At 62.0% G+C, this 13,503-nt stretch carries 13 protein-coding genes; 8 read left to right on the top strand and 5 right to left on the bottom strand.

All coding sequences use genetic code 11. From position 1 onward, the window contains the following. Position 1: 1 nt before the first annotated feature. Entirely contained in the window at positions 2 to 586 is a 585-nt protein-coding gene (locus AC1D3C_RS19810; protein ID WP_477484047.1) for a TRAP transporter small permease, read from the bottom strand. A 204-nt stretch (positions 587 to 790) separates the two neighbouring features. On the opposite strand from AC1D3C_RS19810, the gene AC1D3C_RS19805 reads away from it, so the two are divergent. The 4 genes from AC1D3C_RS19805 to AC1D3C_RS19790 all read left to right on the top strand — a co-directional run bounded on the left by AC1D3C_RS19805 (position 791) and on the right by AC1D3C_RS19790 (position 7,281). Beyond that, positions 791 to 4,417 carry a hydantoinase B/oxoprolinase family protein gene (locus AC1D3C_RS19805; RefSeq protein ID WP_477484046.1) on the top strand — a complete coding sequence of 1,209 codons (3,627 nt, stop codon included), beginning with the start codon at positions 791 to 793 and terminating at the stop codon, positions 4,415 to 4,417. 19 nt (positions 4,418 to 4,436) lie between these two features. Continuing rightward, the gene (locus AC1D3C_RS19800) at positions 4,437 to 5,645 is read left to right on the top strand and encodes a TIGR03862 family flavoprotein (RefSeq protein WP_477484045.1); all 1,209 of its coding nucleotides are present in this window, start codon (positions 4,437 to 4,439) and stop codon (positions 5,643 to 5,645) included. Positions 5,646 to 5,754: 109 nt separating this feature from the next. After that, positions 5,755 to 6,474 carry a YoaK family protein gene (locus AC1D3C_RS19795; protein ID WP_038547731.1) on the top strand — a complete coding sequence of 240 codons (720 nt, stop codon included), beginning with the start codon at positions 5,755 to 5,757 and terminating at the stop codon, positions 6,472 to 6,474. 18 nt (positions 6,475 to 6,492) lie between these two features. Then, positions 6,493 to 7,281 carry a YdcF family protein gene (locus AC1D3C_RS19790; RefSeq protein ID WP_477484044.1) on the top strand — a complete coding sequence of 263 codons (789 nt, stop codon included), beginning with the start codon at positions 6,493 to 6,495 and terminating at the stop codon, positions 7,279 to 7,281. Between the two features lie 18 nt (positions 7,282 to 7,299). Here AC1D3C_RS19790 and AC1D3C_RS19785 read toward each other — a convergent pair whose 3' ends face one another. After that, on the bottom strand, positions 7,300 to 7,776 hold the full coding sequence (locus AC1D3C_RS19785; protein WP_477484043.1) for a hypothetical protein: 477 nt from the start codon (positions 7,774 to 7,776) through the stop codon (positions 7,300 to 7,302). Between the two features lie 116 nt (positions 7,777 to 7,892). On the opposite strand from AC1D3C_RS19785, the gene AC1D3C_RS19780 reads away from it, so the two are divergent. Then, positions 7,893 to 8,546 carry a trimeric intracellular cation channel family protein gene (locus AC1D3C_RS19780; protein ID WP_038547724.1) on the top strand — a complete coding sequence of 218 codons (654 nt, stop codon included), beginning with the start codon at positions 7,893 to 7,895 and terminating at the stop codon, positions 8,544 to 8,546. Positions 8,547 to 8,552: 6 nt separating this feature from the next. On the opposite strand, the gene irrA is transcribed toward AC1D3C_RS19780, so the two are convergent. Then, entirely contained in the window at positions 8,553 to 8,969 is a 417-nt protein-coding gene (irrA, locus tag AC1D3C_RS19775) for an iron response transcriptional regulator IrrA (RefSeq protein WP_038547722.1), read from the bottom strand. 316 nt (positions 8,970 to 9,285) lie between these two features. Here irrA and fabA point away from each other — a divergent pair, with 316 nt between their 5' ends. The 3 genes from fabA to fabI are packed head-to-tail and all read left to right on the top strand — an operon-like array spanning position 9,286 to position 11,883. Further along, positions 9,286 to 9,801 (top strand): 3-hydroxyacyl-[acyl-carrier-protein] dehydratase FabA, encoded by a 516-nt coding sequence (gene fabA / locus AC1D3C_RS19770; RefSeq protein ID WP_038547719.1) that lies wholly within the window; start codon positions 9,286 to 9,288, stop codon positions 9,799 to 9,801. Positions 9,802 to 9,848: 47 nt separating this feature from the next. Then, the gene (fabB, locus tag AC1D3C_RS19765; RefSeq protein WP_247031890.1) at positions 9,849 to 11,072 is read left to right on the top strand and encodes a beta-ketoacyl-ACP synthase I; all 1,224 of its coding nucleotides are present in this window, start codon (positions 9,849 to 9,851) and stop codon (positions 11,070 to 11,072) included. A gap of 4 nt (positions 11,073 to 11,076) precedes the next feature. Continuing rightward, positions 11,077 to 11,883 (top strand): enoyl-ACP reductase FabI, encoded by an 807-nt coding sequence (gene fabI / locus AC1D3C_RS19760; RefSeq protein WP_038547712.1) that lies wholly within the window; start codon positions 11,077 to 11,079, stop codon positions 11,881 to 11,883. A 3-nt stretch (positions 11,884 to 11,886) separates the two neighbouring features. On the opposite strand, the gene AC1D3C_RS19755 is transcribed toward fabI, so the two are convergent. Then, positions 11,887 to 12,468 carry a hypothetical protein gene (locus AC1D3C_RS19755; protein ID WP_477484042.1) on the bottom strand — a complete coding sequence of 194 codons (582 nt, stop codon included), beginning with the start codon at positions 12,466 to 12,468 and terminating at the stop codon, positions 11,887 to 11,889. Between the two features lie 17 nt (positions 12,469 to 12,485). Beyond that, positions 12,486 to 13,493, bottom strand: a complete 1,008-nt coding sequence (locus AC1D3C_RS19750) for a class I SAM-dependent methyltransferase (protein WP_477484041.1) — start codon at positions 13,491 to 13,493, stop codon at positions 12,486 to 12,488. Between the last annotated feature and the right edge of the window lie 10 nt (positions 13,494 to 13,503).

The raw sequence follows: 13,503 nt of genomic DNA, 5'->3' as shown, positions 1-13,503 counted from the left end.
TTCAGACTCCACTTTCCATGACGCGCTCGATGATCTCTTCCTTGGTCTTCGGCACCGGCTTCTCGTAACGCGGCATACCACCGAACAGGAGGTGGAGAAGTTCGTCAACGAAGGCGACTTCCAGGATGACCAGACCAAGAGACATGCCGATCTGGGGAATCCAGAGCGGAACCGGAATGACCCCCTGCGAGACGTCGTTGAATTTCCACGAGGTCAATGTCATGTCCACCGCATACCAAGCGAAATAACCGACAGCCAAAGTCGCAGTAGCTGTGCAGCCGATTTCAAGCGCCCGCCGAGGCGCTCCGCCGATCCTGTCGATCAGCAACCCCATGCGGATGAGTTCGGCGGACCGGAAGGTATGAGCTAACGGCAGAAAGGCCGTTGCTGCCATGCACCAGGCGGTAAAGTCGTCACCGGCGGGAATATCGACGCCCAGCGGCCGGCCGGCCGACAGGGACAGCATGATTGCGAACGTCGCCACGAGAAATACGCCTCCCAGATACCCAGCGGCGAGATACAGGCCGTCCAGCGCTCGTCGAAGGAATTCCGGAAGAATGCTATGATGCGGATCAACGGAGGACATGGATCGGCCTCCCGTAACAGGATATGAAAAACGGCATGGTCGGCTCCCCTCGGTTGCCGGTTATCCGGGTGGAGCTCTTGGCGGCTTCCTGCCCGTTCAGCGAGCATGATGCTTCAATGTGCATTTTCCTGTCAACTAATCATTGACGTTTTATCGACGAAATGTTTTCGTTATTGCCTATCGAATTTGATTTGAGGGCGGAACATGACCGAAGCTAAGTGGGATTTCTGGATCGATCGCGGCGGCACGTTCACCGACATCGTCGGCCGGAAGCCGGACGGATCGCTTGTCGCCCATAAAGTCCTGTCCGAAAATCCGGAAGCCTATCGTGATGCGGCCGTACAAGGGATTCGCGAACTCCTTGGCGTGCCGGCCGGCACTGCCATACCCGCCGATGCCATCGGCGCGGTAAAGATGGGCACGACGGTCGCCACCAATGCGCTGCTGGAGCGCAAGGGCGAGCGCACGCTGCTGGTGACGACCCGCGGCTTCCGCGATGCGCTGGCGATCGGCTATCAGGCCCGCGCCGACATCTTCGCCAAGAAGATCATCAAGCCGGAGCTGCTCTACAAGCACGTGGTCGAGGTGGATGAACGCGTCCGCGCCGACGGCACGATCGAAGCTGCACCGGATGCCGCAACGATCCGCGCGCAGCTGCAGGAGCAGTATGACGCCGGCTTCCGCGCCGTCGCGATCGTCCTGATGCATGCCTATCGCTTCCCGGCGCATGAGCAGCTGATTGCGCATATCGCCCGCGAGATCGGCTTCACCCAGGTTTCCGTCAGTCACGAGGTTTCGCCGCTGATCAAGCTGGTCGGGCGCGGCGACACGACTGTCGTCGACGCCTATCTGTCGCCGATCCTGCGCCGCTATGTGGAGCAGGTTGCCGGCGAACTCGGCACCGGCTTGGACGCCACCGACGGCCAAGGCGCGCAGCTGATGTTCATGCAGTCCTCCGGCGGGCTGACCGCAGCGCGGCTGTTCCAGGGCAAGGATGCGATCCTGTCCGGCCCGGCCGGCGGCGTGGTCGGAGCGGTCGAGACCTCGCGGCTTGCGGGTTTCAACCGGATGATCGGCTTCGACATGGGCGGCACGTCGACCGACGTGTCTCATTATGACGGCGAGTTGGAACGCTCGTTCGAAACCGAGGTGGCGGGCGTTCGCATGCGCGCGCCGATGATGTCGATCCATACCGTCGCTGCCGGCGGCGGTTCGATCCTGCATTTCGAGAACGGCCGTTTTCGCGTCGGCCCGGATTCGGCTGGCGCCAATCCCGGTCCGAAGGCCTATCGCCGCGGCGGACCGCTGACCGTTACAGACGCCAATGTCATGCTCGGCAAGCTGTCGCCAAAGCTGTTTCCGGCGATCTTCGGACCCAACCGCGACCAGCCGCTCGATGCGGATGCCGTGCGCGCCGCCTTCGAGGACATGGCCAAGGTGATCGGCGACGGCCGTTCACCGGAAGAAGTGGCTGATGGTTTCCTGGCGATCGCCGTCGAGAACATGGCGAATGCGGTCAAGAAGATCAGCGTCCAGCGCGGCTACGACGTCACTCATTACGTGCTGACCTGCTTCGGCGGCGCCGGCGGACAGCATGCCTGCCTGACAGCTGATGCGCTCGGTATTTCGACCGTGATGATCCATCCGTTTTCGGGCATCCTGTCGGCCTATGGCATGGGGCTTGCGGATATCCGGGCCACACGCCAGCGCACGGTATCTCACGAGCTTGCGGCCGCGCTGGAGACGCTTGAGGCAACCCAGGACGAGCTGACCGCCAGCGTGCTGGAGGAAATGGCCTCGCAGGGCGTTTCCCGGGCAGATACCGAAGTCCTGCACCGCGCACACCTGCGCTATCAGGGCACGGATACGACTTTGCCCGTAACCGTGACCGACGCCGCCGACATGACGGTCGCCTTCGAAACGGCGCACAGGAAACAGTTCGGCTTCATCTTCGAAAACCGAGAGATTATTTTCGAGGCCTACGAGGTCGAGGCGATCGGCGGCGGCGCCGATTCCGACGAACCGGAATTCGAACTGGACGATAGCGCGCAAGCGGCGGCTGAACAGACAAAGTTCTTCTCCGGCGGTGCATGGCGCGAAGCGCCAGTTTATCGGCGCGCCGAGATCAAGCCTGGATCGCGCGCAAGCGGCCCGTGCCTGATCGTCGAGCCGCACCAGACGATTGTCGTCGAAGACGGCTGGGCTTTCGAGATCACCGGGTTGAACCACGTTGTTCTGAAGCGCGTCGCGGAACTCTCCCGCGCCAGGCCGATCGGCACCCAGGCCGATCCGGTGCTGCTCGAAGTGTTCAACAACCTGTTCATGTCGATCGCCGAACAGATGGGCGTGACGCTGCAGAACACCGCTTCGTCGGTCAACATCAAGGAACGGCTGGATTTCTCCTGCGCCGTCTTCGATGCGGATGGCGCGCTGGTGGCCAACGCCCCGCACATGCCGGTGCATCTCGGTTCGATGGACCGCTCGGTCGAAAGCGTCATCGCTCAGAACCATGGCAGGATCCGCCCCGGCGACGTGTTTGCGTTGAACGCGCCCTATAATGGCGGCACCCACCTGCCGGATATCACCGTCGTTACGCCGGTCTTTGATTCCGAGGGTAGACACATCCTGTTCTACGTCGCCTCGCGCGGACACCACGCGGATGTCGGCGGCACCGCGCCGGGTTCGATGACGCCGCTTGCGACCACCGTCGACGAGGAGGGCGTGCTGTTCGACAACGTGCTGCTCGTCGATCGCGGCCGGTTCGACGAGGCCGGCATCACCGATCTCCTCTCCAACCACCCCTACCCCGCCCGCAACGTCGCGCAGAACGTCGCGGACCTTCGCGCCCAGATCGCCGCCAACGAAAAGGGCGTGCACGAGATGCGCAAGATGATTGCGCAGTTCGGGTTGGACGTGGTGCGGGCCTATATGGGCCACGTGCAGGACAATGCGGAGGAGAGCGTCCGCCGCGTCATCGAAAAACTTGGCGATTCTGAATTCACCTACCCGACCGACCAGGGCAGCGTGATCCAGGTGAAAATCACCGTCGACAAGGCAAAACGCGAGGCGACTGTCGATTTCACCGGAACGAGCCCGCAAAAGAAGAACAACTTCAATGCACCGGAACCGGTCACCCGGGCCGCGGTGCTTTATGTCTTCCGCGTCATGGTCGAAAGCTCCATTCCCATGAACGCGGGATGCCTGCGGCCGATCCGGATCATCGTGCCGGAAGGGTCGATGCTGAAGCCGCAATATCCGGCGGCGGTCGTCGCCGGCAATGTCGAGACCAGCCAGCATGTGACCAACGCGCTGTTCGGCGCGCTCGGGGCGATGGCGGCAAGCCAGGGCTCGATGAACAACCTCACCTTCGGCAATGCGACCTACCAATATTACGAGACGCTGTGCTCCGGCTCGCCGGCCGGCGTGTTCAACGACGGGACCGGTTTCGAAGGCACGGACGCGGTGCATGTGCACATGACCAATTCCCGCCTCACCGACCCGGAAATCCTGGAAACCCGTTATCCGGTGCTGCTCGAAGATTTCCACATCCGCGACAATTCCGGCGGCAGGGGCAGGTTCTCGGCCGGCAACGGCACGAAGCGCACCATCCGTTTCCTCGAAAAAATGGATTGCGCCATCCTTTCGTCGCACCGGACGATCAAGCCGCATGGGCTTCAGGGCGGCGAAACCGGCGAGCTTGGCAAGACGACGGTACGACGCCTCGACGGCACGCTCGAAGAGCTTGGGGGCTGCGCCCAGACGATCATCGAGGCGGGCGAAGCGGTGACCGTCCAGACGCCGACCGCCGGAGGCTATGGCAAAGCGGACTGATCTGCCTTAACCGGGAGGCATGACAAAGCAGATCGCGATCATCGGCGGCGGCCCGACAGGGCTGATGGCGGCGGAGGTTCTCTCCGCTGCCGGTCACGCAGTGACCGTCTACGAGGCGATGCCGACCTTCGGGCGGAAATTCCTGCTCGCCGGGAAATCCGGGCTGAACATCACCCATTCGGAAGATTTTTCAAAGTTCGCGGCGCGTTTCGGAAGCGCCTCCGCTCGACTGCGCCCTGCCCTCGAGGCATTCACGCCGGGCGACGTGCGGGCCTGGGCGCTGGGGCTTGGCACGGAAACCTTCGTGGGGACCTCCGGCCGCGTGTTTCCGACGGTTATGAAGGCCTCGCCGCTATTGCGCGCCTGGCTGCGGCGGCTGGAGGCGCAGGGCGTGATGCTCAGGACGCGGCGTCGCTGGGTGGGGTTTGCCGAAAACGGTTACCGGTTCGAAACTCCGGAAGGGCCCGTCACGGTCCAGCCCGATGCCGCTCTTGTGGCACTGGGCGGCGCCAGTTGGCCGCGGCTTGGCTCGGATGCCGCCTGGGTGCCGTGGCTGAAGGACAAGAGCGTTGAAGTCGCCGATCTGCAGCCGGCCAATTGCGGCTTCGATGTTGCCTGGAGCGAGGCATTTCGTGACCGTTTCGCCGGAGAGCCGCTGAAATCCGTTTCGACCACTTCCGACGCCGGCACATTCCAAGGCGAATTCGTGATCTCCGGGCAGGGGATCGAAGGCAGCCTTGTCTATGCCCATTCAGCAGCACTTCGGGACCGGCTTTTTGTGCAAGGCCAGGCGACATTGACCGTCGACCTCGCACCCGGCCGCACGCTGGAGCGACTTGGCCGCGACCTTACCCGGCAAGATGCCAAGGCGAGTTTCTCCAACCGCCTGCGCAAGGGAGCAGGGCTGGAGGGCGTGAAGAGCGCTCTGCTTCGCGAGCTTGTTGGCGATATCAACCGCATGTCCCCGGAGGAACTGGCGAGGCTGATCAAGTCTCTGCCGATCCCGGTTGTCCGTCCGCGACCGATCGCGGAAGCGATCTCGTCCGCCGGCGGCATCGCCTGGAGCGACCTTGACGAAAACTACATGCTGAAACCGCTTCCGGGCCTTTTCGCCGCCGGGGAAATGCTCGACTGGGAGGCCCCGACGGGTGGCTACCTGCTGACCGCGTGCCTTGCGACGGGCCGGGCCGCGGCAAAGGGTATCGATGCCTGGTTGGACCCGAGATAGGACTCGCTTGGCCAAGCGATTTGCGATTTCTTTTCTACTTGTTCGACATTGTCCTAGATCAACGCCTCAAGGCGTGATTCGCGCAGATTTACGCGGAGGAAGGGGCTCCATGAGCAGGGAAAGACGAAGACGCATCATCCGCAGGCGGCGGACCGTGACAGGCCTTGCGCTGGTTGCCGCCATTTCCTTCGTGGCGGGCATGACGGATGCGGTGGGGCTGTTACTCTCGGGCGACTTCGTGTCCTTCATGACCGGCAACACGACCCGCGCGGCCATCGCCTTCGCCGACGGCGACTATAGCCATGCGATCATCCTGTTCATCGCGCTCTGGGTCTTCATCCTCGGCAACGCGCTCGGCATCGTGCTTGCCTATACGGTGTCGGCGCGCCGCACATTCGTGGTGCTTGCAAGCGTCTCCATCCTGCTTGCCGCCGCCTCGACCGTCCCCGACGCGGGGGGATATCCTCGGCTGCAATTCTATCTGGTCGTGTTGTCGATGGGCATGATCAACGCAACGGTCGAACATATCGAAGGGCTGCCGATCGGCCTCACCTACGTGACGGGGGCGCTTTCCCGCTTTGGCCGCGGCATCGGCCGCTGGCTGATCGGCGACCGCAACCCGACCGGTTGGCTGATCCAGACGGTTCCTTGGACCGGAATGGCATGCGGCGCGGTGACGGGCGCTTTTTTGACGAAATATGCAGGCAGCCATGCGCTCTGGATCGTTTCGGTTCTGGCCCTCGCGGTCGCATTGGCGACGACGCTTCTGCCGCGCCCGCTGCACCTGCATTTCCAGCAGCCGATCGCCTCAGCCCGCCGCCGTGCCTGATCTTTCCGAAAGTTTTTGATGTTCCTGCTTTCAAAACTCTTCTGGGTCTTCGCCCAGCCCCTCTCGCTTGCTTTTCTCCTCTCCGCCCTTGCCACAGTTCTCATCGCCGTCGGCTGGCGCCGGCTTGGCGGCCTTGCTGCGCTGCTGACCGCACTGGTGCTGTTCGTGACGCTTTTTACCACGACGGGCGCAGTGGCGCTGCAGGCGCTGGAAGGCCGCATTCCAAAGCCGATGCAGGAACCCCAGTCGGTTTCCTGCATGATCGTGCTCGGCGGCGTGCTCGAGAACGAGGTGACGACCGTGCGCGGCGGCATCGAGCTCAATCAGGCCGCCGACCGGTTCGTGGAGGCGTTGCGGCTCGCCCGTAATCATCCGCAAGCACACATCCTGATTTCCGGCGGCGACGGTTCCATCAGCGGCGCCTACGAAGGAGAGGCGCAGGCTGCGGAACGGTTCTTCTCCGCCTTCGACATCCCGGCCGATCGACTGGTGAAGGAGAATGCGTCTCGCACGACCTATGAGAATACGGTGAATACGGCCGGGCTTCTGAAGGCTCAGGGGCTCGACGATTGCCTGCTGATCACCTCTGCCTTCCATATGCCGCGATCGATGGGCCTGTTCCGGGCCGCCGGAACGGAGGTGACACCGTGGCCGGTCGACTACCGCACCAGCGGCATCGTCCGCCTATCGCTGGATTTCACCCAGCCGGCGCTGAATGCGCAGCTAACGACGACTGCCGCTCGCGAATGGATGAGCCTGACGGCCTATTATCTCACCGGGCGGATCGGCGAGATCTTCCCGGGGTGAGCCCTCTCCCGGGCCGTTCTATTTCTTCGATAGGATGTTGAAATCAAGGCCGCGCACCCTGACGCGCATTTCGCAGGGCGCCGCGTCGGTGCGACCGCAGAAGCGGGGATGCATCGTCAGTTCGAAGACCATGTTGCCGAAGTACTGAACAAAATCGTATTTATAAAGCTGGGCGGTGGCGACCATGACGTAGCCGCCTTCCTTGATCTGCACATAAAAATTGTAGCGGCAGCCTTCACTGGCGCAACGCGGTCCTCTGACCCCGTCGCAGGTTACTTCGGATTGGTTGGAAACGAGATCGAGCATGCCGTCGTTGTTGATGTCGAAGCGCTTGATGAAGGCCGGCCCGAAATCGACGGTCTTGCACTCCTTGCGGAAGTAATCCTTCTCGTAAATTTCCGGATCGCTGAAACGCTGCGGCTGCTGAGCAAAAGAAAGTGTGGGCGCAAACACCAAGACGAGCGCCTGCACGACAATGATCAAGAGCTTTTTCACTGGCGGACCTCTGCAAATTCATCTGTTCACGGCGTGCGTCGAAGGATGACGCACGCAACGATCGGCGGTTATGCTAACGGCCCGCACTTGCGCGACGCTGGATCACAAGGTCTGACATGTCTCTGCTGACGATACTCGACTATGCCGGCATCGCGCTTTTTGCCGCGACCGGGGCGCTTGCCGCTTCGCGAAAGCAGCTCGACCTCGTCGGCTTCCTGTTTTTCGCGGCGGTCACCGGGCTCGGCGGGGGAACGCTCAGGGACATCCTCCTCGGTCGCACGCCGGTCTTCTGGGTGCTGGACCCGACCTATATTCTCATCTGCGTCGTCTCGGGCGCCTTCGTGTTCTGCACCGCGCATCGGGTGGAATGGCGCTTTCGCCTGCTGATCTGGCTCGACGCGATCGGGCTTGCCGCCTATAGCGTGCTCGGTGCAGCAAAAGGTCTCGCCGCCACCGGATCGCCGACGATCGCGATCGTCACCGGAGCATTGACAGCCGCCTTCGGCGGCATCCTGCGCGACCTTCTCGCCAACGAACCTTCGGTTCTGCTTCGGCCGGAAATATACATCACCGCCGCCCTTGCGGGCGCCTGCGGGTTTACCGCGGCGAATGCACTCGGCCTGCCGGTCTACGCAAGTTCGGGGCTGGGCGCGGCGCTCGCCTTCGGCCTGCGCGGTGGCGCGATCCACTATGGCTGGACATTGCCACGCTACAGGCCGCGTCCCGGACGGGACCAGGACGAAGCAATCAAAGGAAAGAAAAGGCCGTGAGAGGCGTCAGCTTTTCTTTTCGCGCAGACGGATGATCACATCCACATGAGCGATTTCCATGCCTTCAGGAGCTTCCGGAAGGTTGTCGATCTGCAGATTGCTGACCGGAATGTCGAGCACCTGATTGCGGCCCTCGACGAAGAAGTGATGGTGATCGGAAATATTGGTGTCGAAATAGGTCCTGGCGCTTTCAACCGCGAGCACGCGGATGAGACCGGCTTCGGTGAACTGATGCAAGGTATTGTAGACGGTCGCGAGCGAAACCGGGACACCGGCAAAGGTGGCTTCCTCGTGCAGTTCCTCGACGGTCAGATGGCGGTCACCCTTGGCGAACAACAGGTCGGCAAGCGCAATACGCTGCCGCGTCGGACGCAGGCCGCAATGGCGCAGTCTCGTCTCGATGTCCGTAATGGCTTCTGCCATAATTACCCGTCAACTCCTGCCGTTTCACGCCAATATCAGGTATCTTGACTTTCCGATATAACTTTTACGGACGGTAGTTTCAATAGTTTCCGGAGGATACCTGCGGCGAGAGCGCCAAAAACGCGCAATTTCGCTACAAGCCTCTGGTTTGCGCCTGTAGCTTCCTATATGCGGACCAGAACAAACGCATGTTCCAGCGGCTCGGCTGCCATCCCCAGGCGGAGCGCGAGTTCATCGTTACGCTTCAATTCCGACCGATCTTGCAATACGCTGCTGAAACAAAAGGTCTAAGGTTCAACGGGGGGAACGGAAATTTATGGCACCCAGGCAGTCCAGCTTCTCTTACGAAGAACTTCTCTCTTGCGCCCATGGTGAGCTGTTCGGACCAGGCAATGCGCAGCTTCCGCTGCCGCCGATGTTGATGGTCCACCGCATCACCGATATCTCGGAAACAGGCGGAGCTTTCGACAAGGGTTATCTCCGCGCCGAGTACGACGTACGACCGGACGACTGGTATTTTCCCTGCCATTTCGAAGGCAATCCCATCATGCCGGGCTGCCTCGGTCTCGACGGCATGTGGCAGTTGACCGGCTTTTTCCTCGGCTGGCTCGGCGAACCCGGACGCGGCATGGCTCTGTCGACCGGCGAAGTGAAGTTCAAGGGCATGATACGCCCGGATACCAAGCTGCTTGAGTATGGCATCGACTTCAAGCGCGTCATGCGCGGCCGCCTGGTGCTCGGCACCGCCGATGGCTGGCTGAAGGCGGATGGCGAAACCATTTACCAGGCGACGGACCTTCGTGTAGGCCTGTCGAAGGAAAAGGCCGCCTGATCCTGCGTGGCGGCCAAAGCAGAACAAGCAGAAAAGGTTTTGATGAGATGAGACGGGTAGTTGTAACGGGTCTCGGTATCGTATCCTCGATCGGGAGCGATGCCGCCGAAGTCACCGAATCCTTGCGTCAGGCAAAGTCCGGCATTTCCTTCTCTCCCGATTTCGCCGAGCACGGCTTCAAGTGCCAGGTCTGGGGCAAGCCGACGCTCGACCCGACCGATCTCGTCGACCGCCGCGCGATGCGCTTCCTCAGCCAGGGCGGCGCCTGGAACCATGTCGCCATGAAACAGGCGATCGCCGATTCCGGTCTCGAAGACAAGGATATCGGCGAGAACGAGCGCACCGGCATCATCATGGGCTCCGGCGGCCCGTCCACCCGCACGCTGATCGAAGCCGCCGAGATCACGCTCAAGAACAACAGTCCGAAGCGGATCGGCCCGTTTGCCGTGCCGAAGGCGATGTCCTCCACGGCATCCGCGACGCTCGCCACCTGGTTCAAGATCCACGGCGTCAACTATTCGATCTCGTCCGCCTGCTCGACATCCGCGCACTGCATCGGCAACGCTGCGGAGATGATCCAGTGGGGCAAGCAGGACGTGATGTTCGCCGGTGGCCACGAGGACCTCGACTGGACGATGTCGAACCTGTTCGACGCCATGGGCGCCATGTCCACCAAGTACAATAACAATCCCGACAAGGCCTCCCGCGCCTATGACGTCGACCGCGACGGTTTCGTCATCGCCGGCGGCGCCGGCGTGCTGGTTCTCGAAGAACTCGAGCATGCCAAAGCGCGCGGCGCCAAGATCTATGCGGAAATCGTCGGCTACGGCGCGACGTCGGATGGCTACGACATGGTCGCCCCCTCGGGTGAAGGCGCGATGCGATGCATGCGCCAGGCGCTGGCGACCGTGAAAGGCGATATCGACTACATCAACACCCACGGCACCTCGACGCCGGTCGGGGACAGCAAGGAGATCGGCGCAATCCGCCAGGTCTTCGGTGATAAGATCCCGCATATCCAGTCGACCAAGTCGCTGACCGGCCATTCGCTCGGCGGTGCCGGCGTGCAGGAATCGATCTACGGCCTTTTGATGATGCAGGAACGCTTTATCGGCGAAAGCGCCCATATCGAGAACCTGGACCCGGAATTCGAAGGTGTGCCGATCGTCCGCAAGCGGATCGACGACGCCAAGATCGATACGGTTCTTTCCAATTCCTTCGGGTTCGGCGGCACGAACGCCACGCTCGTCTTCCAGCGCTTTAACGGGTAAATCCATGACCGGAATCATGCAGGGGAAACGCGGCCTGATCATGGGGGTCGCCAATAATCACTCCATCGCCTGGGGGATTTCGAAAGCCGTCGCAGCGCAAGGCGCCGAACTCGCCTTCACCTTTCAGGGCGAAGCGCTCGGCAAGCGGGTCAAGCCGCTCGCAGCCGAACTCAATTCCGATTTCGTGGTGCCTTGCGATGTCGAGGATATCGCCTCGGTGGATGCGACCTTCGCGGCGATCAAGGAGCGCTGGGGCAAGCTCGACTTCCTGGTGCATGCCATCGGCTTTTCCGACAAGAACGAGCTGAAAGGCCTTTACGCCGACACGACGCGCGAGAATTTCAGCCGCACGATGGTGATCTCCTGCTTCTCCTTCACCGAGATTTCCAAACGGGCGGCGGACCTGATGATCGACGGCGGAACGATCCTGACGCTCACCTACGGCGGCTCGATGCGGGTCATTCCGAACTACAACGTCATGGGCGTTGCCAAGGCGGCGCTGGAAAGCTCGGTGCGCTATCTCGCCGCCGATTACGGCCCACGCGACATCCGCGTCAACGCAATCTCGGCAGGCCCCGTGCGCACGCTTGCGGGTGCGGGCATTTCCGACGCGCGCGCGATCTATTCCTGGAACCAGAAGAACGCGCCCCTGCGTCGCACGGCCACCATCGAGGATATCGGCGGCTCGGCCCTCTACCTGCTCTCGGACCTTTCCCGCGGCGTGACCGGCGAAATCCACTACGTGGATGCCGGCTACAACATCACGTCGCTGCCGAGCCTCGACCGGCTGCGGAACGCGGATTCGGAGTAAGCGCTATTTTGGGAAACCTTCTGAAGGCCCGCTGTTCGCATCGATAACGGTGCGTATTGCCGGCTTCAGATTGTACGGAACGGCTTCAAGCGCCTGAACGGCATCGAGATTGTAGCCACGCTCTTCGATTTCCCTGACGAAGGCGCGGGTCGTCAAAAGCGTCATCGGAACCGTTGCTGCTGCCATCAGATTCGGAACGGCGCCGTCCTCATAAAGGACCAATGCCTCATCCGTATCCTGCGGGTCCATTGCTTCGATGTATTCGCGAATGGCGCGTTCGCCGCTGTTCCTCAATGCCCGCTTGAGTTTGTCCTGCGCTTCCGGCGTTGTCGCACGATCGCGCAATGCCGCGATCGCGATGCCCTCCAACGTCTCTGCATGCTCGATCGCCCCGTTCATGGACGTCATCCAGGCCTCGATCTCCGGCGCATAAGGTTTGGAGAGATCACTGCAGACTTCTTCCTCGATCCGATCGACGATGACAATCCTGCGATTGGTGAGCCGCATGGAATCGAGGAGCCCCGCCGCTGCGAGGCGGATCAACGGCCCTGCGTCAGCGATGACAATCGGATCTCGATCGAGCATATCGGTCCTTGCGAGGCTTACTTCTTCGCCCATAGAACCTTAAAGCGGGCGTTGCGGCAAGTCTCGCCGCTTTCGCGGAAACCTTCGGCCAGGACCGGCTCGTAGGTCAGGCCGCGATTGGCGACCAGCATCAGGCGGCCGCCGTTCTTGAGTGCCGCGGCGGCCGTGCGGATCATCGTCTTGCCGAGTTCGGGGTCCGTCGCCTGCGTCTCGTGGAACGGCGGGTTCATGATGACGAGGTCGTATTTTTCCTTCGGCGGCTCGGCGCCAAGGTCCTGCCAGTAGAAACGGGCGTTGAGATCCGGGCAATTGCGCGCGATGTTGCGCTTGGCAAATTCCAGTGCCTGGTAATCCGCCTCGAAGAGATCGATGCGGTTCACACGCTTCGACTTTTCCGCCAGCATCACCGAGAGATACCCCCAGCCGGCGCCGAAGTCGGCGGCATTGCCGTCGAAATCGGTCGGCAGGCGGCCTGCGAGCAGTTCCGAGCCTGCATCCACGCGCTCGTGGGAGAACATGCCGGGTGCAGCCTCGAACCGGGCGTCGATCACCACGGTCGACTTCTTCAGCGCCTTGATCGCTGCGTCGGCATTGGCGGGCCTGGCGAACCATATGGCGACGCCGTGATATTTCGGGGTGTAATCGAGTTCGATGCCAAGCTTCAGAAGCGTGTTGCGGAGCGGCTGGATGCCATCTTCCTTACCGCCGGCGACGATGATGACGCCTCCCGTTCTGACGCGCTCGAGAGCCTCGGCGACACGGTTCTCGTTCTCGCCGCGATGTTTGCCGCAGAGCACCAGCCCAAAGTCGTAACCGTCGCCCTCGGCCTCGGGAAAGGCGCCGTCGCGCAAAGCCCGGAACAGCGGCCGGAACGGCTGCACCGCAGTGATCTCGGCCGCGAACCCTTCGGACAGGGCATTGCCTGCCTCGGCGCCCAGGAAGAGCACACGCTCTCCTTCGCCGGGCATCGGAACAGCCTCGGTGTCGAAGGGGTGGAACAGGGTTTTCAGGGCGTCTCGGCTCATGGCTAGTCTC

This window comes from Neorhizobium sp. P1_A6 (assembly GCF_056406795.1).
The sequence above is the reverse complement of the archived record's forward strand: the minus strand, read 5'-3'. Positions and strand labels throughout refer to the sequence as shown.